Genomic DNA, 24,602 nt, shown 5'->3' on the forward strand with positions numbered 1-24,602 from the left:
GGGGCGCGCCGTGGGTCGCGTGGCGAAGAAGAAGCTCATGGCCGGACTTTCGGTCGCCGTAGTAGCCGTGGTCGCCTCCGGGCTCGTGTGGTTCAAGCCCTGGACCCTTTGGGTCGACGAGACGGTGCGCGAGGAGCTGCCGTCGGCAGCGGCGACGCAGACGATGACTCCCACCACGCCTCAGGGGAGCCCGAGCCCGTCTTCCGCCCCCGTCGGACCGCAGACGCTGGCCTCGGGCGAGCTGATCAGCCACGAGCACACCACCACCGGCTCGGTGAAGCTCGTACGGCTCGAGGACGGCACGCACACGCTGCGTATCGAGGGGCTCGACACCAGCAACGGTCCTGACCTGCGCGTCTGGCTCACCGACGCGCCGGTGAAGGCGGGTCAGGCCGGCTGGCACGTCTTCGACGACGGCGAGTACGTCAGCCTCGGCAAGCTCAAGGGGAACAAGGGCGACCAGAACTACGCACTGCCCGCAGGCGTCGACTGGAATGCGTACACGAGCGTCAGCATCTGGTGCGACCGCTTCAACGTATCGTTCGGCGCCGCAGAGTTGATCCGAATCTGACAGAGTCCTTGTCCTTCCTGGCCGGGCGTCGCGGTCACCGCCCTCTCGTGCAAGCCGACTCGTCCTCCCCGGGGAATGGCCGGCTGCCGAGGGGGCGCCAGGCGTCTGTCAGGTCCTTCGATCTGGCCACACGCGTGCGTTCCCATCGATCTGGTCATGGGGTGCAGCTTTGTTGATTCCCATCACCCACCAGCTCGTAGTTCCTCGTTCCGAAGTCACGATGATCACTTCCCCGCGTGAGAAACACACCGCACTCGCAGCCCGACCACCACACCGGTGGTGTCCATTTCCTGTCCTGCCGGACTCGGCCTTCATGCGGTGATCGAGCGGGTGACGTTGCCCATCGCCACCCGCGAGGATGGCCGTCGCGGCAGGCTCCCTCCGTACAAGCGGGCCTTCGTGTTCTCGCCTGCCTGCGCAAGCACGTCACTCTCGCGCAGATCGCCGCCCGCTGCGGCATATCCGTAGGCACCGCCCACGGATATGCCACCGCCGTCGTCCTGCTTCTCTCCGACCGGACGCCGGTCCTGCTCAGAACTGCGCGAGCAGGACCGGACCAGGCACTGCCGGGTGGCACCCTCAGTTAGTGCGACCGCCCGGGTGACGGACGCGCCGATCGCGCCCGCGAACACCGGCGTCACGGCGTGTAGACGCAGATCGGCCCTCGTCCGGGCCCGCGCACCTCTCGAACGATGTGCCGCCCGCCTGAGGCCCCGGCGGACCTTGCGCCGGAGCCGCCGCAGCCCGAACCGCTGCAGTCCGAACCGCACCCGCGACACGGTGGGTTCCAGAGCCAAGTGCCCGCGCCCTCGTGACGAGGAGCGCTGTCACCTCGTTCGTTGCGACGGGCGCTACCAGATCCTGATCTTCGTGATCTTGTGAATGGGCTCGCCGGGGATGTTACCGAAGTGCCACTTGTCCACGGTCGCGCTGGTCGCCGGCGCGCCCAGCCTCGGCACGTACTCAAACGTGACCTTGTTGTCTCCGGTCCACATCCGGTCCACGCCGTAGATCGCCACGCTCTGCACGCCCGCGTTGGCGAAGCAGAGGTTGCCACCCGCGTTGTGAAGCGACAGGAGACCCAGCCCATGGCAGTCGGTGCGGTTGATGGCGGACGCCGACGAAGCAGGCAGCACGACGGCCATGGCTCCGGCCGCCGCGACTACCGCGAGGCGTGTGATGAAGCGCTTCACTGGTGAGTTGTTCCTTTCATGGTGGTGTGGTGCCGCCGAGGGCCACACCGCTCGGCGGCATCGCAGGGACGCATGGACGCCCAATCAGCGGAACGTGGAAAAGGGCGCTCCCGTTCACCACGTGAGCGCCCTACTTCGGGCACGGTCGCAATCCGGCTCCTCGGCCGCTGACGGCGGCCGCGGGGCTCGCGTGGTGCCGGCACAGCGCAAGGCCGACCGGGAGTACGAGCACCGCGTCAGCATCCCCACGCAGAACGGTCCATGACCGTTCGCGGTACCCACAAGAATGTGACCCGGTAGCGCGCTCGTTGGACGCGAAGCCGGCGGGTGCCGCTGTCGTGGAGACGACGTGTGGACGAAGGACACGCCCGCACGCGTCGTGTGCGAAAGGGCAGGCCGGCCACTTGTCGGCAGCGATCCGTCAACCACTACGTGGCACTCGCCGAGTCCTGTGCAGCGGAAACTGGCTTGTCCCAGCAGGCATGCGTTCCCGGGGCAGCTACAGCTACTCGGCGTGGATCGACCTGGTGACCGTTACGGTCGGCGGCGACGACCTCGGCTTCTCCGACGTTTCCTGGCTCCATCAGACGACCGACCGGCTGAACCCCATGCTGGAGCTGCCAGCTCTCATGGAGCACGCCGCATTTCCGGGGGCCTCGAGCGCCACGCATGAACGGGCTCATGGAAACGACCGTGGTTGTTCACCGTGACGAGGAATCTCTCGTCATCGATCATCACCGGGCGCGCCAGGTGCGGCCGCTGGAGCACATGGCCGTCGAGGAGCTGGACGCCTCCAGCGACAACACGGCAACCACGATCGACTCCCATGCGGTGTCGCAGGCCCTGGCGGAGCCGAACGAACAGCAGCGATCAATCATCTGCCTCATGTACTCCCCGGAATGCGGCGTTGCCCAAGCAGCCGAGCACCTCGGCATACCGGCCGGCACCGTCAAGAGCCGTTCCTTCTCCGCCGTGCGGGCGTTGCGCAGAGCGCTGGAGAAGCAGGGCATCTTGGGAGTGCGACCGCGCGGCCACGGTCACACGGCCGTCAACGGGGCCTGTAGTCAAGAAGGCTGGGAAGCACGACGGAACTGAAGTACGCGCGCAGGTGGGTCGTGTCGGGGTCTGTTCCCGTGACGGGGCGCTGCGACAACATCGCGCCGAGCACCAGGTGGGGGAAGTAGCCGATGGCAGGACAGTTTCTGGGGACTTCGCCCCTCTCAACCGCACGACGCAGCAGCAGGCGCAGTGCTTCCAGGTGCCCCTCGACGACGTGTCTGCGCAGTGCCTCCGCGAGGTGACTGTCGCCGCGTATCGCGTGTGCTGTCGAGGAGAGCAGGCGGGCGGTCTGCCCCCCGTCCTCTCCCGCCCGCACGGCGACCTCGTCCAGGTCGCCTGTCTCTGCCGGCCGAGCAGGCCCATGGGAATGTGTACGGCCCGCGCTTCCGCTCGGTTCACGTCCAGCTCGACGAGGCCGCCACCCGTCGCCTGGACGCCGTGACCGAGGACCTCCTCATCGGGCTCACGGCCGATCCGGAGAAGCAGAGCTGGATGTTGCAGGCGGAGAACCGGGCTGCCCGGTCCTCCTTCGGGTGACCGCCCGACGTACCGTCCGGTGAGCCGGGCCTGCTCGGCGTGGCATCCGCACGGGGCCCGCGGATGGCTCCTGCGAGACGACCCTCGCCACGTCCTGTCGTCCGAGCGGTGCCGGCGACTACTTGATGACGGCCGATGCCCCACCTACAGGCGGGCGGCGGCCAACACCGCAGGCGGTGGCCGCCGCCGTCCGGGACAGCGCGCACGGCGGAGTGAGGAAGCCTGCGCAGGGGCTCCGCTACAACCCCCTGCCGGAGCGGCATGTGAACAGATGTCATGACCTGAGGCGATGCGTGAACCACTGTGACCTTTGGCCCGTTGAGTGAGCGAACGGTTGTCGTCCGGAGTGGAGAAGAACATGGTCGTCGAGGGCACGAGCACTGCCCGGTTCGAACCGGTACGAGCGGCGCTGGCAGCGCACCTCGAAGCCGGCGCTGAGTTGGGGGCGTCGATCGCCGTCGATGTGGGCGGGGTCATGGAAGTCGATCTGTGGGGTGGCCACGCGGACCGAGCGCGGACCGTGCCGTGGCACCGGAACACCTTGGTGAGCATGTGGTCGACCACGAAAACTCTCACCAATCTCGCGGCCCTCGTCCTCGTCGACCGGGGCGCACTGGACCTGCACCGCCCGGTCGCGCACTACTGGCCCGGGTTCGCCGCCCAGGGAAAGGAGCACATCGAGGTGCGGCACGTACTGTCGCACACCTCGGGACTGTCCGGCTGGGAGCAGCCATTCTCCATGGAAGACCTGTACGACCGGCCTACCGCGAGCGCCCGGCTGGCCGCGCAGGCCCCGTGGTGGGAGCCGGGCTCCGCTTCGGGATACCACGTGCAGACCCAAGGACAACTGGTGGGAGAGCTCGTCCGGCGGGTCACCGGCCGCACGCTGACGGAGTTCGTCGACACCGAGATCGCCAAGCCGACGCAAGCCGATGTCCAGATCGGTGCGCGTCAGGCCGACTGGCCACGCATCGCCGATCTGGTGGCCCCCTCGCAGATCTCCGGTATACCCACCGGCCTCGGCCCCGAGGGGATCTTCACCAGGACCTTGGTCGGCAGTCCCGCCCGTGACGAACACGTCGACACCCCGCAGTGGCGCTCCGCCGAACTCGGAGCCGTCAACGGCCACGGCAACGCGCGAGGTCTGGCCCGTGCTCTCTCCGTCATCTCACGGCGCGGCCAGGTGAACGGCCTCCGGCTTCTCTCCGCGGAGACGGTGGACAAGGTGTTCGATGTACAGGCCGACGGAGTCGACCTCTTCCTGGGCGTCCCCGTCCGCTGGGGCATCGGCTACGCACTCGCCGACCCGAGGACGATGCCGCACATGCCCACCGGAAGAATCTGCTTCTGGGTCGGCCGGGGCGGTTCGATCGTCATGATGGACCTCGACCGGGGCGTCACGTTGTCGTACACGATGAACCGGGTGGGCGACGGGATCCTCGGCTCGGAACGCACCCACGACTACATCAAGCACGTCTACGAAGTCCTGGCGTCCACCGGCTGAGGAGCGCCCAGTCCCTGGCTCGGCGGGAGACTTCGTGAGCGGAGCTGTCGACCGGTGGGTCAGGCTGCCGTTTCCGGTCCGGTCGTGGCTCCCGCGCACAGTGCGCCACCGGCCGGAGTGGGACGAGGCCGAGCACCACGCCTCGTGCTGCGCCGGGGGCGCGGCGCCGCGAACGAGCAGCTCATCCTCGGGTGAACCGGTCCGGCCGTCCGGTCGTCGTACGAGACGAAGGACGCTCCCCGCCCGGTGACCGGGCGGGAGCACCGCCTCGGGATCACCGGAGCCGCAGGCCCGGAGCCGCTCTCCGTGCCGCTGCCGCCGAGGCCATCAGCAGTCCGGTCCGTGCTGATCACCCAGCGCGGGCGGACGTACGCAAGCTCAGTCCTCGGCGAGGTGACTCGGGGCCCCGCTCCTCGGACGCACCGGCCTGCTTCGCCCGCACGGTCCGTCGAGGACCGTCAACCAACCAAGAGGGACCACACACATGCGCATCACCCGCCTGGCCCGTCCGAGCCGCAGATCCGCGCTGCTCGGTGTCACCACGGCCGTAGGCCTGTCCGTCGCCGCCGCCCTGCCCGGTACGGCCGGCGCGACGCCCCACCACCCCGTACGTCCGACGATCGTCCTGGAACACGGAGCCTTCGCCGACGCCGCGAGCTGGGACGGTGTCGTCACCCGGCTGCAGCGCGCCGGCTATCCGGTGGTGTCCGCCGCCAATCCGCTGCGCGGTCCGGCGAACGATGCCGCCTACCTGCGCAGCGTCCTCGACCACATCGACGGGCCCGTGGTCCTGGTCGGCCACTCCTACGGCGGCACCGTCATCAGCCAGGCCGCTGCGGGCCTCGAGGACAAGGTGAAGGCCCTGGTCTACATCGCGGCGTTCCTGCCCGACACGGGGGAGAGCTCGATCGGACTGACGAACAAGTTCCCCGGCAGCACCCTCGGACAGGCCGTCGAGCCGGTCAACTACTCCCTGCCCGACGGCGGTCAAGGCGCGGACGTATACATCAAGCACGAGAAGTTCCGCCACCAGTTCGCCGCGGACGTTCCGGCGGCCAAGGCCAGGCTCATGGCTGCCGGCCAGCGTCCGGTCGCCGCGGCCGCTCTGGAGGAGAAGTCCACCGAGGCCGCCTGGAAGACGATCCCCTCCTGGTCGCTGGTCACCACGGAGGACCGCAACATCCCCGTGGCCGCCCAGCGCTTCATGTCGGCCCGTGCCAAGGCCCGTACGACGACCGTCGACGCGTCGCACGCGGTATCCGTGTCCCGCCCCGAAGCCGTCACCCGCATCGTGGAGCAGGCGGCCCGCACGGTCCGATGACCGACGGCCCCGCACTGTCGCCCGACGTACCTCACAGCACCCGCACAGCCTTGCCCGATCGGGCACCTCACCATCAGACGCACCCACACCGGAAGGCAGGAACCACCATGGCGTTCATCACCGTCGGCCAGGAAAACTCCACCAGCATCGAGCTGTACTACGAGGACCACGGCACGGGGCAGCCGGTCGTGCTGATCCACGGCTACCCGCTCGACGGCCACTCCTGGGAGAAGCAGTCCGCCGCACTCCTGGCAGCCGGCTACCGCGTGATCACGTACGACCGGCGCGGTTTCGGCCGCTCCAGCCAGCCCACCACCGGCTATGACTACGACACCTTCGCCGCCGACCTGAACACGGTCCTGGAGACCCTCGACCTCGACGACGTCGTCCTGGTGGGCTTCTCCATGGGCACCGGTGAGGTCGGCCGATACCTGGGCACCTACGGCTCCGCCCGGATCGCCAAGGCCGCCTTCCTCGCCTCCCTGGAGCCCTTCCTCCTCAAGACCGACGACAACCCCGGCGGCGTCGACGGCACCATCTTCAAGGACATCGAAGGTGCCGTCACCGCGGACCGCTACGCCTACTTCAGCGCGTTCTACGAGGACTTCTACAACCTCGACGAGAACCTCGGCTCCCGTATCAGCGAGGAGGCCGTCCGCAACAGCTGGAACGTTGCCGCCGGGGCCTCCTCGTACGCCTCCCTGGCCTGCGTGGCCACCTGGTCCACCGACTTCCGTGCCGACCTGCCGAAGATCGACGTCCCGGCACTCATCCTGCACGGCACCGCCGACCGCATCCTGCCCATCGAGGCCACCGGAGAACTCTTCCACCAGGCACTCCCGCAGGCGGATTACGTCGTCATCGACGGCGCCCCCCACGGCCTGCTGTGGACCCACGCCCAGGAAGTCACCGACGCCCTCCTCGCGTTCCTCGCCAAGGGGCGGCCGGCGCCTCAGCTGCCGTGAGGCGGCACGCGGCCGGTTACGCACCGGGCGGGAAGCTGAGGCGTACCCCCGCTGCTGTACAGGAGGACCGTGAGCCGGGCTCACCATGACGTCGAGCCGACGACGCCGGCCGACGCGCATCGGCGGCAGCACGACCGGGCAGCCGGCCAGGAGCGTCGTGCGGCCGGACTCTCCGACACGAGATGCCCGCCCACCCACGTGGGCGGGCATCTCGTCGGTGCTGGCGCCGGACGCGTGCACGCCGGTACTCACGCTGCGGAGCTGCGCAATCGGACAGCACCATGTAGTGGTGCCTCCCGAAGTGGCGCACATCTGCGGCCGGTTCCCGGTGCTCGTGCACCGAAGCGGCCGGCTCAGTCATCGGACGGTCAGGCGTCCAGCCGGCGGCGCCAAGGTGGTCAGGCCCGGCGGGTGGGCGCCGCGGCAGTGGGTGACACGGGGGTCCTGGCGGCTTCCGTCCGCCAGGCGTCGGCCAGTTCGGCGGGAAAGCGTCGGCCACTGCGGGTGAGTACGACGCCGGATGAGAGCTCGGCCTCGTCGCCTGGACGGAAGGGACGGTCGGTCTGCGGGGGCAGCTTCTCCCAGGGGCCGAACGCACCCTGCCTGCGCGCGCGGCGCACGCGGGTCCCGTAGGTGCTGATGTCACGGATCAGGACTGCGCCGCTCCGGGCGGAGACGGTCACATGCCTGCGGCTGACCTGCTGGGCGACCTGCGGGGGCAGCAGGCTGTGGAGGGCGATTCCCACCTGCCCCGGCAGTCGGCCGACGTGCGCCTCGGAGCCCTCGTCGAGGGTGTACCGGGCCACGCAGGTGCCGTTGATGACGGCCTTGAGCTGGGTGGTGCCCAGGCGCGGTCCTTCACCCACCAGAGGCGTGCCGTGCAGCTCGCAGGTGGGAACACCGCGGCGCATACGGGGCAGCAGGATCCGTCCGCCCTTGTGGATGTCGTAGAGGGTGCAACGGAGTTCCGGGCAGCGCCACGTCCGCATGATCACCTCCGCCAGCGGCGTCCGGGAGGGGCCGAGGAGACCCTGCTTCTTCAGTGCGGACAGTTCCATCCTGCGCGAGATCTCCGCCGCTGAGCGCACGCCCATGTCCATCGCCAGGAGGGCGACGGATCCGTCGGGGCGGGCTTCCGGTCTGAGGAACTGCCAGGTGTTGCCCTGGATCCACGGGTGCTCCGGACGGTGGTCGACGTACCGGTCGCCGGTGATGACCGGCAACGAGGTCATGCGGGCCAGGTCGAGGACGCGCTCATCGGCGTCGTCGACCTCCTCGACCAGCCCGTCGGCCACCCAGCCACGCAGTCGCCGGACCTCGGCCTGATCAGCGAACTCTCGGTGCCCGCCCAGCAGGCTGGTGTCGGCGACCAGGTAGACGGAGACGTCCGGATCCCCTGTGAGCTCCATCAGGGCCCTCAGGACCAGACCCAGGCGGCGCAGGGACCGCGGGCCGAGTCCGCCGACGGAGGAGGTGTCGCGCACCACGTTGGAGAGTTCCACGAGATAGTCAGCCCGCTCCGCCGACGCGGCCAGATGATGTTCCACGGACACCTCGCTGTCTGTCGGCAGGGGTGTCACTTTAAGGGCGCCTGGCGCCATCCGCCATCAGGACGAACTCTCGCGGCTCCACGGCACTTCCCGAAGTTCGCCTCTCCCCCCACTTCCCCGGACGCCTACCAGGGGCGTGGGCTGGTCGGTACGATCATCGCAGTGACGGAGAGGGTCGAAAATCTTGAACAGCGCTGAGAACGTGGGTCAGTTGAGCCCGCTGGGCCCCGAAGACCCGCGTGAGGTGGCCGGTTACCGCCTGCTCGCCAGGATTGGCGAGGGCGGCATGGGGCGCGTCTATCTCTCGCGCACGCGCGGCAACCAGCCGGTCGCCCTGAAGGTGATCCGCCACGAGTACGCCCAGGACGAGGAGTTCCGCCGCCGTTTCGAGCAGGAGGCGATCTCCGCCCGCAGAGTGCGGGGCTATTACATCGTCCCCGTCGTCGACCATGACACCACCGGCCCGCAGCCGTGGCTGGCCACCACGTACGTCCCCGGCCTCGCCCTGGACCAGCTCCTCACCGGGCATGGGACGCTCCCGCTGACCACGGTCCTGCAGCTGACCTGCTGCGCGGCGGAGGCGCTGCACGCCGTGCACAAGGCCGGAGTGATCCACCGTGACATGAAGCCGAGCAACATCCTCATCGGCTCCGAAGGCCCCTGGATCATCGACTTCGGCATCGCCCGGGCCGCCGACGCCACCCAGCTCACCCGCAGCGGAGGGCTCATCGGCACCCCTCAGTTCATGTCGCCGGAACACGCCGGAGGCCAGGACCTCACACCGGCGACCGACGTCTTCTCGCTCGGCCTGATCGCCGCCGTCGCCGCGACCGGCCGCCACCCCTACGGCGATGCCGGAGCCATCACGCTGGCCACCAAGATCGCCAACAGCGAGTCCCGGCCGCCGGACCTGACGGCGTATCCACAACCGCTGCGTGCCGTCCTGGAGCGCACGCTGGCCGCCGACGCGACCGCCCGCCCCACACCCTCCGAACTGGCGGAACTCTGCCAGGAGCTGAGCGGGCGGCCGTCGCGTGACTTCGTCGGCTGGCTGCCCGCGCCCGTCGCGGCGGACATCGCCCGCCGGGAGCAGGCCGCCCGGCAGCAGGCCGAGACCGATTCCGGAGCGCGTTCCGGCGCCGTCGCGGGTGCTGAGACAGTGCCCCCCCGGCCTGTCGCGTCAGGCGCAGCTGTGCCTCCCGGTGCCGCTGCGCCGGCCGACACCCCACCGTCGGTCGGCGTGGCCGTGGGCGGATACACGCCCACCCATGCCTCCCGGCCCGGTGAGCACCCGCACCACGGTCGGGTACAGCCGCCGCCGGCCGGATCCTCTGTCCCGTTCCCGCAGGGAGCGCCACCCCCCACCGGCCCCCCGGCAGCCGCGTCGGCGGCCCGGAGACGTACTCCGTTGACGGTCGGCGCGGCTGTGCTGGCCCTGGCGGTGGCGGCGACCGCCGTCTGGGTCCTCACCCAGGGCGACGACACGGACAACGCCCGGGGCCGCGGCGGACAACCGGCCTCGTCGCCGGCCACCGGTACCCAGACCCCCGGGGACACCACGCCGGGTACCGGCGCATCGCCCACCGGGAACGCGGCGCCGAACGGCTACACGGCGATCTTCGAGGACAAGCCGCTCACCTTGCGCGCCCAGTTCACCTCCAACCGCATCTCTTACACCAACGTCGACCTGGACAAACCGAAGATCGACCCGAACGCCCTCAGCGAGGGGAAGGGAAACGAGCTGCAGTACGAGGAGTTCGGCGGCACCTACACCCTGCGCTTTCTGACGACCATGGGAAAGAGTGCGGGCACCACCCCCCAGGAGTGTGCCGAGGGGGCGGCGGCCGACGCGATGCCCTCCGAGCTCGACGGCGAGGCACAGGGCGAACAACTGATCCCGGGCACGGTGCTGTGCACCGTCACCGATGAGGACAATCTCGCGATGCTCACCATCAAGAACGTCGTCGTCCAGACGGATGAGAGCGCGGGCTTCGAAGCACGCGACTACGTCACCGAACTGACTCTCTGGAAGGCGCCCTGATCCGCTGACCCGCCCGTCGCGGAAAGCGTCCTCGTCCCGTCGTACCGACTCGTCCCGCGCGGGCATCACCGTCCGGGGCTACCCGCCGCTGAACCGACCGCACCACAGTCGGCACACCTCGCGCCGCCGTCGTACCAGGGGAACAGCTCCGGGTCGTCACGGTGGACATCGAACAGCGTGTTCACGCGGGGCGGGCCTGGCGACCGTGCGTGCGCCGGTGTTAGCCCGAGCGGTGCGCATGGGGCCACCAGCTCGGCGATGCTGCGGTGAGTCCCCTGGACCGGTGGCCACCGGACAGGCCATGTTGCTGGCAGCCACCTGATCAGATCGGTACCGACCGGAGGGGCAGGGGTGGTCTGCACACCCGATGCGAGTGGCCCTCGGCGAGGAGGGTGGCCTATCCCGGCGGCGACGCCGTTGGCTGGAGCTCAACAGCGAATGGTGCCGTGCGTGTCACCCGCTTCGCCTGCCGAGGAGGCCCGGGCCGCGATTCCGGCGCGGCGCCCGTCCCCGCGCTCACGTTCGCACTGCTGTGTGACTGGGCGCAGAGCGTCCGCGTCGAGTCCGCCGATGACCGCCCGGCTCGGGTCGCCGACCCCGCCGTCGGCCGGGTCGTACACGAGGACGCCGCCCCCGGTTCCAGTATGGCCGTATGGCTGGGCGCCGACGGCACGCCGCCCTGATCGAAGACCGACCGGCCTCCGGCAGACCGGAAGCCGCACAGTTGCCCGCCCCTGCGAAAGGAGCCGACCATGTCGACCGTAGGAGACAAGGGCCCCAGGCCTGGCGCGGACGAGCCGCAGGCCGATCCCGGTGCGGAAGGGGCTGGCTCGCTCAAACCGTTGGTCTTCTTCGGCTCCGCGACGCTCATCCTGGCCATCTCGATCTGGGCGATCATCACCCCCTCGGGTGCCGAGAAGGTCATCGGCGTGGTGGTGGACAAGATCTCCGGCTGGTTCGGCTGGTACTACTTCCTCGCCGCGACCCTGTATCTCGTCTTCGTCGTCTTCATCGGGTTGTCGAAGTACGGCACGATCAAGCTCGGTCCCAAGCACTACAAGCCGGACTACGGGCTCTTCGCCTGGGCCGCGATGTTGTTCGCGGCGGGCATCGGCATCGACTTGATGTTCTTCTCGGTCGCCGGCCCGGTGAGCCACTACCTGGTGCCGCCGGAAGGGGACCCCGAGTCGCTGGAGGCGGCCCAGCAGGCCGTGGTGTGGACGCTGTTCCACTACGGCATCACCGGCTGGGCCATGTACGCGCTGATGGGTATGGCGCTCGGCTACTTCGCTTTCCGCCACCAGTTGCCGCTCGCCATCCGCTCCGCGATCTACCCGATCATCGGCCGTCGGATCCACGGCAGGATCGGTGACGCCGTCGACCTGGCGGCCATCATCGGTACGGTCTTCGGGATCTCCGTGTCCCTCGGCATCGGCGTGGTGCAGCTGAACTACGGGCTCAAGGTCCTCTTCGGGGTCCCGGAGGGTCTGCCCGCACAGATCGGGCTCATTGCCGTCGCGGTGGTGATGGCCACCGTTTCGGCGGCTGCCGGGGTCGACAAGGGCATCCGCCGACTGTCGCAGCTCAACGTGCTCCTCGCCGTACTGCTGATGCTCTACATCCTGATCGTCGGCGAGCCGTTCCGGCTGCTCAACGCGCTGGTGCAGAACATCGGCGACTACCTCAGCGGATTTCCGTCGATGACACTGAACACCTTCGCCTACGACCAGCCGACCGAATGGCTGGACGCCTGGACGCTGTTCTTCTGGGCCTGGTGGATCGCCTGGGCGCCGTTCGTGGGTCTGTTCCTCGCCCGGATCTCGCGAGGCCGCACCCTGCGCCAGTTCGTCGCCGCGACCCTGATCATCCCGTTCCTCTTCACCGGCCTCTTCCTGGCCGTCTTCGGCAACAGCGCACTGTTCGTGGTGCGCGACGGCAACTCCGCTTTCGGGGAGACCGCGCTCAACTCCCCCGAGCAGGCCTTCTACGGACTGCTGGACCAATACCCCGGGGCGCTGTTCAGTGCGGGACTCGCGACCTTCGTCGGGCTGCTCCTGTACGTCACCTCCGCCGACTCCGGAGCCCTGGTCATGGGCAACCTCAGCTCGCACCTCCCCACACCGGTGACCGACGCGCGGACCTGGCTCCGCGTCTTCTGGGCGGTGGCGACGGGCCTGCTCACCCTCGCCATGCTCCTGGTGGGCGGTGTGCAGGCCCTCACCGAAGCCACGATCATCATGGGGCTGCCCTTCTCGTTCGTGATGTTCCTGATCATGGCGGGGCTCTACCTGGCGTTGCGCTCCGAGCGGATGCGTGAGGAGGCACTCACCACCACCCTGCCGGGGTCGCTCTCCGGACGGACCACGCAGCAGGGGCCTTCGGGGGCGCGGAACTGGCGACAGAGGCTGTCGCGGGCGATGTCCTTCCCCGGCAGACGGGCAGCCGCCAGATTCGTGGAGGACGTTTGCCGCCCGGCGTTCGAGGAAGTCGTCCAAGAACTGCGTGAGCAAGGGGCGGATGCGCAGATCCTGTCCGGCACCGTCGAAGAGAACGGCCTCTCATACGTCGGCCTCGCCGTGCCGATCGGCCCGAAGGACCAGTTCGTCTATCGGGTCTGGCCCGTCGAACGGCCCACCCCGGGTTTCGCCACCCGGTCGGTGAGCACCCACGACACCTATGTGCGCTTCGAGGTCCAGCTGGCCGAGGGCAACCAGGGTTACGACGTCATGGGCTACACCAGGGAACAACTCATCGGTGACACCCTCGACCAGTACGAGCGGCATATGGAGTTCCTGCGCCTGCACCACGAGGCCACGGCAGGGTCGGCTTTCCCCGACCACCGACCTGATGCCCCGAACGCGGACCAGCCGGAGTAGCAGGCGGAGCTCGGTCAGGATCGGTGTCTTCACCGGCCACACAGGCGTGTCGAGGAATCTTCGGCGTGGAGCGACCGGGCTCGTCGGTGCAGGCAGTCGCCTCCGACGGCTCGGTCACTGCCTCCGACTCACGTCACCGAACCGTAAGCCTTGCCGTGCCCGCGGGGCGGGCGGGCGATTCTAGAGTGACTCCCATCCCGACCTCCCGACCACACTGGAGTCCTCCATGCGCGCCCGCACCGTTCTGCCCGTCGCCCTCGCCGCGGTTCTCCTCGCCCTCACGGGATGCGGAGCGGACAGTGGCGCCGACGACGGGCCGGCGGGCGCACTTCCCTCGGGCTCCTCGTCCCCTGCACAGCCGCCGGCCTCCTCCGACGCGAGCGGCGACGGAACCGCCGAGGTCGCGGTGCCGCAGGCGCTGCGGTTCACCGCTACCACGGTGGACGGGAAGCCGTTTCAGGCCGACGCACTGGCGGGCAAGCCGACCGTGCTGTGGTTCTGGGCGCCCTGGTGCCCCAAGTGCAAGGCCCAGGCCACGCAGACCGCGAAGGTCGCCGCCGACTACGCGGGCGAGGCCAACGTCGTCGGTGTGGCGGGTCTCGACCGGAACGAGGCCATGAAGGACTTCGTCGCTGACACGGGGACCGGCGGTTTCCCGCAGCTGTCCGACGAGAAGGGCGAGCTCTGGAAGCGGTTCGAGGTCACCGAGCAGAGCCGCTACGTCATCCTCGACAAGAACGGGAAGACCGTCTACGAGGGCGTCCTGCCCAAAGGCGAAGGCCTGGCCGAGAAGGTCGCCGGGCTGGTCGGCTGACCGGCGATGTCCGACCTGCCGCTCGCCCTCGCGCTCACCGCGGGCGTTCTCGCCGCCGTCAACCCCTGCGGCTTCGCCCTGCTCCCCGCCTACCTGTCCCTCCTCGTCCTCGGCGACGACAGTCCCACTCGCGGTGTCGCCGTAACCCGGGCCCTCGTTGCGACCGCCTCGATCACCGCCGGTTTCACCGCCCTGTTCGGCATATTCGGCCTGGCGATCCAGCCCCTGGCCGGGCAGGTCCAGGAGCACCTGCCCTGGTTCACCGTCACCTTCGGTAGCCTCATGGCCGCCGCCGGGGCCTGGCTGCTGACCGGCCGACAACTGCCTGCCCTGATGCCGAAGGTTCGACGGGCGCCCAAGGTGACCCGGTCCATCCCCTCGATGGCCCTGTTCGGCATGGCCTACGCCACCGCTTCCCTCGGCTGCACCATCGCCCCGTTTCTCGCCATCGTCGTCTCCGCCTTCCGCAGCGGCTCCACCACCGAGGGGACCGTCCTCTTCGCCGCCTACGCGGCCGGTATGGGTCTCATCGTCGGCGTCGCGTCCCTGACCGTCGCCCTCACCCGCAGCACAGCGGTCGGCCAACTGCGCCGTGTCGGCGCCCTCGCGCCGCGCATCGGCGGCGGGCTCATCCTCCTCGTCGGGGCGTACGTCGCCTACTACGGCTGGTACGAGATCCGCGTCCAGCGCGATCCCGCCGTCACCGACCCCGTCATCGACACCGCCGGAGCGGCTCAGCGCCTCCTCGCCGACACACTGGACTCCGTCGGCCCCGCCATCCTGACCACACTTCTGGCCGTGCTCCTCCTGACCGCCTGGGCGATCCGCCGCAGGCGAGCACAGACGGAGGACCGGTCGGCGGACGGGGCCGGCCACAGAGACTGACGCGGCACAGACGTGCTGCGAGGCTGCCCGACGTCCCCCGCCGACCCGGCCGGTCCGGGCGCACAAGGCGACAGGTGCGCGCTCCCAGCCCTCCTGGCCGGGTCCACGGTGGCGCGTCGCGAGAAGCCCGGCGCATATGACGCCGAAAGCGTTCGAGCCTCCAGTGCTTGGCCGGTGTGGGCGGTCTTCGTGTTGTCTGTGGGCCCTGTCAGGGTGGTTTGGGACACTTTCCGCGCTAACGTTCCATCAGTTTGATCCGCAGCGCTATGAGGGGATCCGAGGACTGCAAATGGCAGAGCAGCCACGTGAGCAATGGGCCACCCGCACCGGCTTTCTGCTGGCCGCCATCGGCTCGGCCGTCGGGCTCGGCAATATCTGGCGGTTCCCCGCCATCGCCTACGAGAACGGTGGTGGCGCCTTCCTGCTGCCGTACCTCATCGCGCTCCTCTCGGCGGGCATTCCGCTGTTGATCATGGAGTACGCCATCGGGCGCAAGTACCGTCTGTCGCCCCCAGCCGCTCTGCGCAGGATGGCCCGGCCGGCAGAGGTCATCGGATGGTGGCAGGTGGCGATCTCCTTCGTGATCGCCACCTACTACGCCGTGATCATCGCCTGGGCCGTACGGTACGTGGGGTTCTCGGTCGGCCGGCAATGGGGCGACGACCCGGAGGCGTTCCTCTTCGGCGACTTCCTGCGGGCCCCTGAGACCCCGGGCTTCCTGGACGGCTTCGTACCAGGGGTGTTCTGGCCGCTCATCGCCGTGTGGGCGGTCGTGCTGGCCGTCCTGGCGTTCGGTATCCGGCGAGGCATCGAGCGCGCCAACAAGATCTTCATTCCGTTGCTCTTCGTCCTGTTCGCCGCACTGGTGATCCGGGCGCTCACGCTGGACGGAGCGGCCACAGGTCTCGACGCCCTCTTCTCGCCGAACTGGTCGGAACTCGGCAGCGGCAGCGTCTGGGTCGCTGCCTACGGGCAGATCTTCTTCTCCCTGTCCATCGGGTTCGGCATCATGGTCACGTACGCGTCGTACCTGGGCCGCCGGGCCGACCTGACGGGTTCCGCGATGGTGGCGGGGTTCGCCAACAGCTCGTTCGAGATCCTGGCGGGTATCGGGGTCTTCGCGACCCTGGGCTATCTGGCGACCGCCTCGGGGGTCGGCGTCGACGAAGTCGCCGGCGCGGGCATCGGCCTGGCGTTCGTCGCCTTCCCCGCGGTGATCTCGGAAATGCCGCTCGGTGGCCTCTTCGGCGTGCTCTTCTTCAGCTCCCTGGTGATCGCGGGACTCTCCTCGCTGATCTCCATCGTGCAGGTGGTCGTCTCGGCCGTGCAGGACCGGACCGGCATGCGGCGCATGCCGGCGGTCCTGGGGATCGGCGGTCTGGTGGCGCTGGTCTCGGTCCTGTTGTTCCCCACCGAGTCCGGCATCTACCTGCTCGACGCGTCCGACCACTTCATCAATCAGTACGGCATCGCCCTGGCGGCTCTGGTCGGGCTGATCGTGATCGTCTGGGTGCTGCGGCAGCTGCCCAGCCTCCAGCAGAACGCAGACGCCACCTCCGCCATCCGGCTCGGCCGCTGGTGGCGTATCTGCCTCGGTGTCATCACACCGCTGGTGCTGGGCTGGATGATGGTCGACAGCCTACGGACCGAGTTCGAGGAGAACTATGAGGGCTACTCGACCGGCTTTCTGCTCTCCGCGGGCTGGAGCGTCGCCATCGGCGCACTGCTGGTAGGGGCCATCCTCACTCTGATGCCGTGGCCGGCCGGTGGCGAGGACATCGACCTGGACATGGAGTCGCCCGCTGACCGGAAGGAGCGCTGATGTCCACCAGCGCCATCGTCATGATGGTTGTCGCCATGCTCATCGTCTGGGGTGGACTGATCACCGCCATCCTCCGGCTGAGGGGCCACTCGGAGCCGCCGGAAGAGTTTCCGCCCGGCGCCCACCGGGCCGAGTGACCGAGCCCTCACCGGCTCCTGGGAGACGTACCGGGCCGCCGGGTTCGCGGCAGACGTCCGGCACAGAGTGCCGTCGCTGCCGCGGCCCGGTCCGTGCGCGGCCGGCTCTCGGCTCAGCCGCACATGGCTCCGACACCGCCCCCGGCGGTGACGCCGGCCCGGTCGTGTCCTTGCCGCGCCCGTAGCCTCACGTCCGGATACCGGACACATGCCCAGCCGGCTCCGCGACTGGGTCCTGCCGGAGCGGCAGCGACCTGGCCTCGAAGACCTGCGCGATCGGCGCGGTGGCCGCGCGCTGCCCACCGGGTGCCCCGGCGCGCCGCGGCTACCTCATGCTCGGACTGCTCTTCCTGGCCGTGCTCCTGGCGGATGGGTGTCACGGCCCGGCGGACGAGGGGCCGGGCACTCTCGACGCGGGCTCATAGGCGCCGGCGCTACGTGCCAGCTCGGCCCGCAATGCGGCCACTTCCGCGGTCAGAGCCTCCAGGAGCGCCGTCTGCCTTCTTTCCTCGGCGTTGTCCCGCTCGAAGCGAGAGATGAACCAGGCCGCGATGTTCGCCGTCACCACCCCGAGCAGTGCGATGCCGGAGAGCATCAGGCCCACGGCGAGCAGCCTGCCGAGTCCGGTGGTGGGCGCCAGGTCCCCGTAGCCCACCGTCGTCATGGTCGTGAAGGACCACCACACGGCATCTCCGATCGTGCGGATGTTGCCGCTCGGCGCATCCCGTTCCACCTGCAGCACCGCGAGCGAACCGAACATCATGAGTCCGACGACGGACCCCGCGACATAAACGGTCATCGTGACCTGCGGAGCCTGACTGGCTCGTCGGCCCACCAGCAGCAGTGTGGACAGCAGCCGCAGCAGCCGCAGCGGTTGGACGAGCGGCAGGACCACCGCCAGCAGGTCCAGCGGATGGCTGCGGACGAAGGCCCACTTGCCGGTAGCGAGCAGCAGTCGCGTCATGTAGTCGACGGCGAAGGTCACCCATACCGCCCACTCGGCAGCCCAGCACGCGGTGCGTGCCCAAGCCGGTGCGTCCGGGGCGAGGACGGGAAGGGCGTAGGCGGCGGCGAACACCACGGCCAGTACCAGCAGCGGGGTACGCGTGCGCTGTTCCCAGCGGTCCAGGGCGGTTCCATGCTTCATGCAGGCATCGTAGAGACCGGGTAGGGAGCGAGCCCCGATACGCTGCCGCGCGCTTGAGGCCGCGGAGGGCCGCGGACATCCGGATGTGCCGAGCAGATCGTGGTGCCGGGGCGTACCGCACAGTCGTCTCCGTTCGAGTGCCGTTGGTCGGGCGGACCCGATCCCCATCGCACAGCCTTTCTCGCCCCACCACGCGCCCTTCCCGATGGTCTCCCCGCCTGCTCCGGTGGCCGCCAGGACCGTCGGGAACCGCTCGTGACTACCATTCCCTGTGACCGAAACGACCGAGCCGCCCGTCCACCGCACCCGGATATTCGCCGACCTCACCCCGCTGCGGTCCTCGCCCGACTACCGGCGGCTCTGGTTCGGCAACACCGTGTCCTGGATCGGGCAGGGCATGACGGCCCTCGCCGTGTCGCTCCAGGTCTACGGCATCACCGGGTCCGCGTTCTCCGTGGGGCTCATCGGGTTCTGTTCGCTCGTGCCGCTCGTGGTGTTCGGGCTCTACGGCGGAGCCGTCGCCGACACCGTCGACCGGCGCAAGCTCGGCCTGTTCAGCGCCGCCGGTTCGTTCTCCCTGGCCCTCGTCCTGATGGCCGCGACCTTCGCGGGCATCGAGAACATCGGCCTGCTGTACGCGATCGTCGCCCTCCAGGCCGTCTGCTTCGCCCTCAACGCCCCGGCCCGTTCCTCGATGGTCGCCCGGCTGCTGCCGCCGGAACAGCTGCCCGCCGCCAACGCGTTGAGCTCCATGACCAGTACGACGGGCGCCCTCGTCGGACCGATGCTGGGCGGGCTGATCGTCGGCTGGTGGGGGTACCGCGCCGCGTACACCGTCGACGCCCTCACCTTCACCGCCTCCCTCTACGCGATGTGGCGGCTGCCCCCGATGCTGCCCGACCGGGAGGAAGGGGCGCGCAAACGGGCCTCCGTACTGGACGGGCTGCGGTTCCTGGCGGGCCGGCCCAACCTCCGGATGACCTTCCTGACCGACCTGTGCGCCATGGTCCTCGCCCACCCCCGGGCACTCTTCCCGGTCGTCGCGATTCTCTGGTACGGAGGTGACGCCCGGACCACCGGCATGCTCGTCGCCGCCCCCGCGCTCGGGGCGCTCCTCGGCGGGGTCTTCTCCGGCTGGCTCGGCCGCATCCGGCTGCACGGCCTCGCCGTCCTGCTGGCCGTCGGCAGCTGGGGCGCCGCCATCGCCGTCTTCGGGCTCACCCGGCACCTCTGGCTCGGGCTGCTCTTCCTCGCCCTCGCCGGGTGCGCCGACACCGTGTCCATGGTGTTCCGCAACACCATGCTCCAGGCGGCCGTCCCCGACGAGATGCGCGGCCGGCTCCAGGGCGTCTTCATCGTCGTCGTCGCGGGAGGGCCCCGGCTCGGCGACTTCCTGGCCGGTTCGGTCGCCGACCTCACCTCGCCCGCCGTGGCCGTCGTCGGCGGAGGCGCCGCCTGTGTCGTCGCCGTCTCCCTGCTCGCCCTGAAGTGGCGCGGCTTCGCCCGCTACGATGCCCGGGACCCGCAGCCGTAGGGCCCTTTCCTCCGCGGCGTCGGGGCCCGATCCCGTAGAGCCTCGCCCGCCACGGCGTCGGGACCCGACGCCGCAGCGCACGGACCGCGCCATCAGGTCCGCGTACGACCGTCAGGCCGTGTACCCGCCGTCCACCGCCAGCGAGGTGCCGGTGATCCACCGGGCGTCCGGGCCCGCCAGGAAGGCCACGGCCCCCGCGATGTCGGCGCCGGTGCCCATCACCTTCGCGGCCGTCCTCAGGCGCTCCGCCTCCGCCACCTCCGTACCCTCCGGGTTCATGTCGGTGACCGTGGGGCCGGGGTCCACGATGTTCGCCGTGATCCCCTTGGGCGCCAGGTCGTGAGCGACGCCCTTGGTGAAGCCGGTCAGCGCCGACTTGCTCATCGCGTACAGCGTCACGTTCGGCACGGGTACGCGGGTGCCCCAGCAGCTCCCGATGCTGATGACGCGGCCGCCCTGCCCCATGTGGGGGACGGCGGCCTGGGTGGCGAGGAAGACGGCCCGCACATGGACGGCGAGCATGCGGTCGATCTCCGCCGGTGTCACGTCCTCGATCGGGCCGTAGGAGAAGATCCCGGCGTTGTTCACCAGGATGTCCAGGCGCCCGAACGCGCCCGCCGCCTCCTCGACCGAGCGCACGACGGCCTCCGGGTCCGCGCTGTCCGCCTGGATGGCCAGGCCCTTGGGCCCCGACGCCTCGACCGCCGCCACGACTTCCTTCGCCTTGTCGGCCGCGCTCACATAGGTCAGCGCCACGTCGGCGCCCTCCTCGGCCAGGCGGAGGGCGATCGCGGCGCCTATGCCCCGGCTTCCTCCGGTCACCAGCGCCACTTTGCCCGCTAACTGAGACATGTTGTTCCTTCCGCTGCCGCGTTGAGCTATTTTTAGGTCGGACGATCCAGAAATACTAAACAGGTGGGGCGGGCAAGAGGCAACCCCCCTGGGAGGAGGCGGAGATGGCCGAAAGAGGGCGGCCGCGTGCGTTCGACCGGGGAGCGGCGCTGCGCGGTGCGATGGAGACGTTCTGGGAGTACGGGTACGAGGGCGCCAAGCTCACCGATCTGACGGCCGCCATGGGCATCAACTCCGCCAGCCTCTACAACACCTTCGGCTCGAAGGAAAGGTTGTTCCGGGAGGCCGTGGCCCTCTACGGAGCCACCGCGGGGTCGTCGACCGGCCGCGCCCTGCGCGAGGAGCCGACGGCCCGGGGTGCCGTCGAGGCCATGCTGCGCGGCAACATCGCCATCTTCGCCGACCCGGGCACCCCCAGCGGCTGCATGATCGTCCTCGCGGCCACCAACTGCTCCCAGCAGAACAGGGAGGTCGCCGAACATCTGGCCGGGTGTCGCAGGGCGGCGGTCGCGGAGCTGGAGGCGCGGTTGGAACGGGCTGTCGAGGAAGGGGAGTTGGGGATCGACACCGACGTCCGCCACGTCGCCGCCTTCTACGCGACCATCCTCCACGGGCTCTCCGTCGAGGCACGCGACGGCGTGCCCCTGGAGCGCCTCACCTCCACCGTGGACCAGGCCATCGCCCTCTGGGACTCGCTGGTGCGGAAGGCGGTGCCCCCGTCAGGATGAGTGCCTGCGCTTCCTACGTCACGATGGAGCGGGCGATGCCCAGTTCCACCAGGTCCTGCGGCCGAAGGTGGAGCTGGTCGGCGGTGGCGCCCGTCTCCTTTGGAGGCCGCTTGAGGATCGCCGCCGCCAGCTCGGGGGCGATGACGGAAAAATAACTGTCCGCCGTGACATGGGTGTTGCCCGGTGCTGCGAGGGCCAGCGCACCGCCCGAGCCGCCCTCGCCGATCACCAGCGTCGTCACCGGGACCCGGGCCGCCGCGATCGCCGAGAAGGTGTCGGCGATGGCCGCGCCCGCGCCCGCCCTTTCCGCCTCCGCGTCGTTGGCGGCGCCCGGGGTGTCGACCAGGGTGAGGACGGGGACGCCGAGCCGGTCCGCGAGCCGGATCGTGCGGGCCGCCGCCCGGTACCCGGCCGGGCGGGTCGGGGTCCCGCACTGGGCGACGTACGCGACCGGCTGCCCGTCGGCGCGCAGCCCGAAGCCGGTCAGCAGCCCGGGATCCGTACCGCCGCACCTGTCCCCGTGGAGGGGGAGCCGTACGGCGAAGTAGTCGGCCAGATACGCCTCCGCGCGCGGCCGTTGCGCGGAACGGGCCCGCTCCACCGCCTCCCGCCCGGTCGCCGGCAGCCCGGAAGCGGTGGGCGGCTGGGCACGGGGGAGGGGTGCGGCAGCGGGCCCGTCCTCGGAGGCGGCCCCGGCCCGGGGCACCTCACGCGCCTCGGCCCGCGACGGGGGCGCGGCAGGCGGGGCGTCGTGCGGTTCGGCGGAGCCGGTCCCGCCGCCCGTGCCCCGCGTCCCCTCGCCCATGCCTGGCGTCCTCCCGCCCGGCGCCCCCAGCGCCCGCAGCCACAGCCCCACCGTGCCCGGCAGCTCCCGGGCCGGGACCACCGCGTCCACCTGGCCCGCGGCGGACTGGCCCTCGGCGCCGTACGCGTACGGGTCCGCGTCCGGCGGCCGCACCCGGGACCCGGCGAACCCGACCTGGGCGCCCGGCAGGGCCAGCACCACGTCCGCGCCCGCCCCCACCGTCGCCCAGCCGCCGCCGGTCGTGGGGTCGCGGACCACGGCGATCTGCGGGAGCCCCGCCGCCCGCAGCCGGGTGGAGGCGGCCGCCACCCGCTGGAGCTGGGTGAGCGCGACCATGCCCTCCTGCATCCGGCTGCCACCCGTGGCGACGAGCGCGAGCAGCGGGAGGCGCCGGGACAGTGCCAGCCCGTACGCGGCCTCCAGGCGGTCACCCGTCAGCTGCCCCAACGAGCCTCCCAGGAAGCCGAATTCGAAGGAGAGGAGTACGCACTCCCGCTCGCCGACGACCCCGGTGCCGTACACCACGGACTCGTCCTCGCCCGTCCGCTCCGTCGCCCGCTCCCGCGCCGCGTCGTACCCCGCCCAGCCGAGCGGGCCGTCCGGCGGCAGGGCGCGTGGCGGCGGGAGGTGCTCGGTGAAGGCCGTGCCGCCCGTGAGCAGCGCGATCACCTCCCGGGCCGTCATCCGGGCCGAAGGCTCAGCGGGCATGGAGCGACCTCTTCACGATCTTGCCCAGGTCGTTGCGGGGCAGCGCGTCCAGGAAGTGCACCGTGCGCGGGCGCTTGTGCGGGGCCAGCTGCGCCGCCACATGGTCCGCCAACTCTTCGGCGAGGGGTGGCGAGTCCGGGTCGGCCGCGACCACCCACGCCACGACCCGCTCGCCCAGGTCCGGGTCCTCCTCACCGGTCACGGCCGCCTCCCGGACGCCGGGGTGGCCGAGGAGCACGTTCTCGATCTCGCCCGCGCCGATCTTGTAGCCGCCGCTCTTGATCAGGTCGGTGGCCTTGCGCCCGATGATCGCGACGTACCCGTCCTCGTCCACCGTGCCCACGTCGCCCGTACGGAACCAGCCGTCCGCCGTGTGCGCGGCGGCCGTGGCGTCGGGCCGGTTCAGGTAGCCGGTGAAGAGGTTCGGGCCGCGCAGCTGGATCTCGCCGATCGCCTGCGGCCCCTCCAGCACCGTGCCGTCCTCCTCCACCAGGCGCAGCTCCACCCCGGCGAGCGGCGGGCCGACCGTGCCCGGGCGCGGTACGCCGTCCGCCCGGATCCCCGTGTTCATCAGGGTCTCCGTCATCCCGTACCGCTCGATCACGCGCCGCCCGGTCGCCGCCGCGATGCGCTCGTGGTCGTGCACGGGAAGCGCGGCCGAACCGGAGACCAGCAGCCGCGCCCCCGCCAGCGCCCCGGCGAGCGCGTCCCGTTCGGCGCCGCCCGCCGGGGCGTTCCGCTCCCCGTCGCCCGCCGGAGCGTCCAGCACCTCGGCCAGCCGGTGGTACATCGTCGGTACGCCGAACAGCATCGTGCCCCCGGACCCCAGCTCACGGGCCACGCCCTCGGCGGAGAACTTCCCCAGGTGGCGCAGGGAGCCGCCCCGGCGCAACGGGCCGAGGACGCCCAGGATCAAGCCGTGGACGTGGAACAGCGGCAACGCGTGGACCAGGACGTCGTCGCCGGTCCACCCCCAGGCGCCCTCCAGCGCGTCCAGGGACGCGGCGATGGCCCGGCGGGGCAGAACGGCCCCCTTGGGCGGGCCGGTGGTGCCGGAGGTGTAGACGATCAGGGCGGGGGCCTCGGCGGCCGCCTCGCCCGGCCCGTACCCCTGCGGGGCTTCGGCCACCGCCCGGGCGTCGACCGTCACCCGCCGCAGCTTCTCCAGTGCCGGGGGCAGCTCGTCGTCCGGGCCCGCCAGGACGGCGGTGGGCTCGCTGTCGGCCAGGATGTGCGCCAACTCGGCTTCGCCCGTACGGGGGTTGAGCGGTACGGCCGGCACGCCGGCCCGCAGCGCCGCCACCACCGCGATCACCGTCTCCGGCGTCGGGGTGGCCCAGACGGCGACCCGGCCCGCGTCCGCGATCCGGGCGGCGAGGGCGGTGGAGGCCTCGGCCAGTTCGCCGTAGGTCAGGGTGAGAGCACCGAAGCGGACGGCCTCCCGGGAGGCTGCCGGGCCGGTGGGGGACTGGAGCGGGGGAAGGAGGAGGGTCACGCCGGGAAGCCTAGGGGGTCGGCGCGGGCTTCGCCGGGACTCGGAAGCCGATGAGGCC

22 protein-coding genes and 1 pseudogene are annotated in these 24,602 nt (G+C 70.5%); 15 read left to right on the forward strand and 8 right to left on the reverse strand.

Annotated elements, in window-relative coordinates; all coding sequences use genetic code 11:
* Window positions 1-37 precede the first annotated feature (37 nt).
* Entirely contained in the window at window positions 38-571 is a 534-nt protein-coding gene (locus ABZ154_RS19685; protein WP_356834409.1) for a DM13 domain-containing protein, read from the forward strand.
* Window positions 572-882: 311 nt separating this feature from the next.
* Here ABZ154_RS19685 and ABZ154_RS19690 read toward each other — a convergent pair whose 3' ends face one another.
* Window positions 883-1,212: a hypothetical protein gene (locus ABZ154_RS19690; RefSeq protein ID WP_356834252.1), complete on the reverse strand. Its 330-nt coding sequence runs from the start codon at window positions 1,210-1,212 to the stop codon at window positions 883-885.
* A 210-nt stretch (window positions 1,213-1,422) separates the two neighbouring features.
* A complete protein-coding gene (locus ABZ154_RS19695; protein WP_356834254.1) occupies window positions 1,423-1,764 on the reverse strand; it encodes a beta/gamma crystallin domain-containing protein in 342 nt (113 codons plus the stop codon).
* A 681-nt stretch (window positions 1,765-2,445) separates the two neighbouring features.
* On the opposite strand from ABZ154_RS19695, the gene ABZ154_RS19700 reads away from it, so the two are divergent.
* Window positions 2,446-2,859, forward strand: coding sequence for a sigma factor-like helix-turn-helix DNA-binding protein (locus ABZ154_RS19700; RefSeq protein ID WP_356834256.1), 414 nt, complete (start codon window positions 2,446-2,448; stop codon window positions 2,857-2,859).
* On the opposite strand, the gene ABZ154_RS19705 is transcribed toward ABZ154_RS19700, so the two are convergent.
* Window positions 2,813-3,139 (reverse strand): TetR/AcrR family transcriptional regulator C-terminal ligand-binding domain-containing protein, encoded by a 327-nt coding sequence (locus ABZ154_RS19705; RefSeq protein ID WP_356834258.1) that lies wholly within the window; start codon window positions 3,137-3,139, stop codon window positions 2,813-2,815. The genes ABZ154_RS19700 and ABZ154_RS19705 overlap by 47 nt on opposite strands.
* Before the next feature lie 20 nt (window positions 3,140-3,159).
* Between ABZ154_RS19705 and ABZ154_RS19710 the strand changes: the two are divergent.
* The 4 genes and pseudogenes from ABZ154_RS19710 to ABZ154_RS19725 form a co-directional block, all read left to right on the forward strand.
* Window positions 3,160-3,360: pseudogene (locus tag ABZ154_RS19710) on the forward strand (hypothetical protein); the annotation flags it as partial.
* A 322-nt stretch (window positions 3,361-3,682) separates the two neighbouring features.
* Complete coding sequence (locus tag ABZ154_RS19715; RefSeq protein WP_356834260.1) at window positions 3,683-4,864, forward strand: serine hydrolase domain-containing protein; 1,182 nt, start codon at window positions 3,683-3,685, stop codon at window positions 4,862-4,864.
* Window positions 4,865-5,348: 484 nt separating this feature from the next.
* The gene (locus tag ABZ154_RS19720) at window positions 5,349-6,185 is read left to right on the forward strand and encodes an alpha/beta hydrolase (RefSeq protein ID WP_356834262.1); all 837 of its coding nucleotides are present in this window, start codon (window positions 5,349-5,351) and stop codon (window positions 6,183-6,185) included.
* Window positions 6,186-6,292: 107 nt separating this feature from the next.
* Window positions 6,293-7,150 (forward strand): alpha/beta hydrolase, encoded by an 858-nt coding sequence (locus tag ABZ154_RS19725; RefSeq protein WP_356834264.1) that lies wholly within the window; start codon window positions 6,293-6,295, stop codon window positions 7,148-7,150.
* 398 nt (window positions 7,151-7,548) lie between these two features.
* On the opposite strand, the gene ABZ154_RS19730 is transcribed toward ABZ154_RS19725, so the two are convergent.
* The gene (locus tag ABZ154_RS19730) at window positions 7,549-8,703 is read right to left on the reverse strand and encodes an FHA domain-containing protein (RefSeq protein ID WP_356834266.1); all 1,155 of its coding nucleotides are present in this window, start codon (window positions 8,701-8,703) and stop codon (window positions 7,549-7,551) included.
* 181 nt (window positions 8,704-8,884) lie between these two features.
* Between ABZ154_RS19730 and ABZ154_RS19735 the strand changes: the two genes are divergently transcribed.
* The 7 genes from ABZ154_RS19735 to ABZ154_RS19765 all read left to right on the forward strand — a co-directional run bounded on the left by ABZ154_RS19735 (window position 8,885) and on the right by ABZ154_RS19765 (window position 17,275).
* Entirely contained in the window at window positions 8,885-10,741 is a 1,857-nt protein-coding gene (locus tag ABZ154_RS19735) for a serine/threonine-protein kinase (RefSeq protein ID WP_356834268.1), read from the forward strand.
* A gap of 446 nt (window positions 10,742-11,187) precedes the next feature.
* On the forward strand, window positions 11,188-11,424 hold the full coding sequence (locus ABZ154_RS19740) for a hypothetical protein (protein WP_356834270.1): 237 nt from the start codon (window positions 11,188-11,190) through the stop codon (window positions 11,422-11,424).
* Between the two features lie 69 nt (window positions 11,425-11,493).
* The gene (betT, locus tag ABZ154_RS19745; RefSeq protein ID WP_356834272.1) at window positions 11,494-13,617 is read left to right on the forward strand and encodes a choline BCCT transporter BetT; all 2,124 of its coding nucleotides are present in this window, start codon (window positions 11,494-11,496) and stop codon (window positions 13,615-13,617) included.
* Window positions 13,618-13,843: 226 nt separating this feature from the next.
* Window positions 13,844-14,431, forward strand: coding sequence for a redoxin domain-containing protein (locus ABZ154_RS19750; RefSeq protein WP_356834274.1), 588 nt, complete (start codon window positions 13,844-13,846; stop codon window positions 14,429-14,431).
* 6 nt (window positions 14,432-14,437) lie between these two features.
* Window positions 14,438-15,316 (forward strand): cytochrome c biogenesis CcdA family protein, encoded by an 879-nt coding sequence (locus ABZ154_RS19755; protein ID WP_356834276.1) that lies wholly within the window; start codon window positions 14,438-14,440, stop codon window positions 15,314-15,316.
* A 289-nt stretch (window positions 15,317-15,605) separates the two neighbouring features.
* Window positions 15,606-17,138: a sodium-dependent transporter gene (locus ABZ154_RS19760; RefSeq protein WP_356834278.1), complete on the forward strand. Its 1,533-nt coding sequence runs from the start codon at window positions 15,606-15,608 to the stop codon at window positions 17,136-17,138.
* Window positions 17,138-17,275, forward strand: coding sequence for a methionine/alanine import family NSS transporter small subunit (locus ABZ154_RS19765; protein ID WP_356834280.1), 138 nt, complete (start codon window positions 17,138-17,140; stop codon window positions 17,273-17,275). Before ABZ154_RS19760 ends, ABZ154_RS19765 begins: the two co-directional genes overlap by 1 nt.
* Before the next feature lie 376 nt (window positions 17,276-17,651).
* Here the strand turns inward: ABZ154_RS19765 and ABZ154_RS19770 are convergent, their stop codons facing one another.
* Complete coding sequence (locus ABZ154_RS19770) at window positions 17,652-18,422, reverse strand: potassium channel family protein (RefSeq protein ID WP_356834282.1); 771 nt, start codon at window positions 18,420-18,422, stop codon at window positions 17,652-17,654.
* Between the two features lie 271 nt (window positions 18,423-18,693).
* Here ABZ154_RS19770 and ABZ154_RS19775 point away from each other — a divergent pair, with 271 nt between their 5' ends.
* Window positions 18,694-19,956 (forward strand): MFS transporter, encoded by a 1,263-nt coding sequence (locus ABZ154_RS19775; RefSeq protein ID WP_356834284.1) that lies wholly within the window; start codon window positions 18,694-18,696, stop codon window positions 19,954-19,956.
* A 111-nt stretch (window positions 19,957-20,067) separates the two neighbouring features.
* Here the strand turns inward: ABZ154_RS19775 and ABZ154_RS19780 are convergent, their stop codons facing one another.
* On the reverse strand, window positions 20,068-20,808 hold the full coding sequence (locus ABZ154_RS19780; protein ID WP_356834286.1) for a 3-oxoacyl-ACP reductase family protein: 741 nt from the start codon (window positions 20,806-20,808) through the stop codon (window positions 20,068-20,070).
* A 104-nt stretch (window positions 20,809-20,912) separates the two neighbouring features.
* On the opposite strand from ABZ154_RS19780, the gene ABZ154_RS19785 reads away from it, so the two are divergent.
* Window positions 20,913-21,536, forward strand: coding sequence for a TetR/AcrR family transcriptional regulator (locus ABZ154_RS19785; RefSeq protein WP_356834288.1), 624 nt, complete (start codon window positions 20,913-20,915; stop codon window positions 21,534-21,536).
* 13 nt (window positions 21,537-21,549) lie between these two features.
* On the opposite strand, the gene ABZ154_RS19790 is transcribed toward ABZ154_RS19785, so the two are convergent.
* Together ABZ154_RS19790 and ABZ154_RS19795 are read right to left on the reverse strand one after the other, a co-directional pair.
* A complete protein-coding gene (locus ABZ154_RS19790; RefSeq protein WP_356834290.1) occupies window positions 21,550-23,049 on the reverse strand; it encodes a carboxyl transferase domain-containing protein in 1,500 nt (499 codons plus the stop codon).
* Window positions 23,039-24,544 (reverse strand): acyl-CoA synthetase, encoded by a 1,506-nt coding sequence (locus tag ABZ154_RS19795; RefSeq protein ID WP_356834292.1) that lies wholly within the window; start codon window positions 24,542-24,544, stop codon window positions 23,039-23,041. The genes ABZ154_RS19790 and ABZ154_RS19795 overlap by 11 nt, the downstream gene beginning before the upstream one ends.
* Window positions 24,545-24,602: the final 58 nt, after the last annotated feature.

Origin of the sequence: Streptomyces sp. NPDC006261 (assembly GCF_040613515.1) — a bacterium.
Lineage (GTDB): Bacteria > Actinomycetota > Actinomycetes > Streptomycetales > Streptomycetaceae > Streptomyces.

Excerpts from the sequence above, each read along its gene's own strand:
- ABZ154_RS19685 (WP_356834409.1), top strand. The coding sequence starts at position 38 with ATGGCCGGACTTTCGGTCGCCGTAGTAGCCGTGGTCGCCTCCGGGCTC.
- ABZ154_RS19790 (WP_356834290.1), bottom strand. The coding sequence starts at position 23,049 with ATGCCCGCTGAGCCTTCGGCCCGGATGACGGCCCGGGAGGTGATCGCG.
- ABZ154_RS19760 (WP_356834278.1), top strand. The coding sequence starts at position 15,606 with ATGGCAGAGCAGCCACGTGAGCAATGGGCCACCCGCACCGGCTTTCTG.
- betT (WP_356834272.1), top strand. The coding sequence starts at position 11,494 with ATGTCGACCGTAGGAGACAAGGGCCCCAGGCCTGGCGCGGACGAGCCG.
- ABZ154_RS19780 (WP_356834286.1), bottom strand. The coding sequence starts at position 20,808 with ATGTCTCAGTTAGCGGGCAAAGTGGCGCTGGTGACCGGAGGAAGCCGG.
- ABZ154_RS19700 (WP_356834256.1), top strand. The coding sequence starts at position 2,446 with ATGGAAACGACCGTGGTTGTTCACCGTGACGAGGAATCTCTCGTCATC.
- ABZ154_RS19750 (WP_356834274.1), top strand. The coding sequence starts at position 13,844 with ATGCGCGCCCGCACCGTTCTGCCCGTCGCCCTCGCCGCGGTTCTCCTC.
- ABZ154_RS19785 (WP_356834288.1), top strand. The coding sequence starts at position 20,913 with ATGGCCGAAAGAGGGCGGCCGCGTGCGTTCGACCGGGGAGCGGCGCTG.
- ABZ154_RS19755 (WP_356834276.1), top strand. The coding sequence starts at position 14,438 with ATGTCCGACCTGCCGCTCGCCCTCGCGCTCACCGCGGGCGTTCTCGCC.
- ABZ154_RS19725 (WP_356834264.1), top strand. The coding sequence starts at position 6,293 with ATGGCGTTCATCACCGTCGGCCAGGAAAACTCCACCAGCATCGAGCTG.
- ABZ154_RS19720 (WP_356834262.1), top strand. The coding sequence starts at position 5,349 with ATGCGCATCACCCGCCTGGCCCGTCCGAGCCGCAGATCCGCGCTGCTC.
- ABZ154_RS19770 (WP_356834282.1), bottom strand. The coding sequence starts at position 18,422 with ATGAAGCATGGAACCGCCCTGGACCGCTGGGAACAGCGCACGCGTACC.
- ABZ154_RS19765 (WP_356834280.1), top strand. The coding sequence starts at position 17,138 with ATGTCCACCAGCGCCATCGTCATGATGGTTGTCGCCATGCTCATCGTC.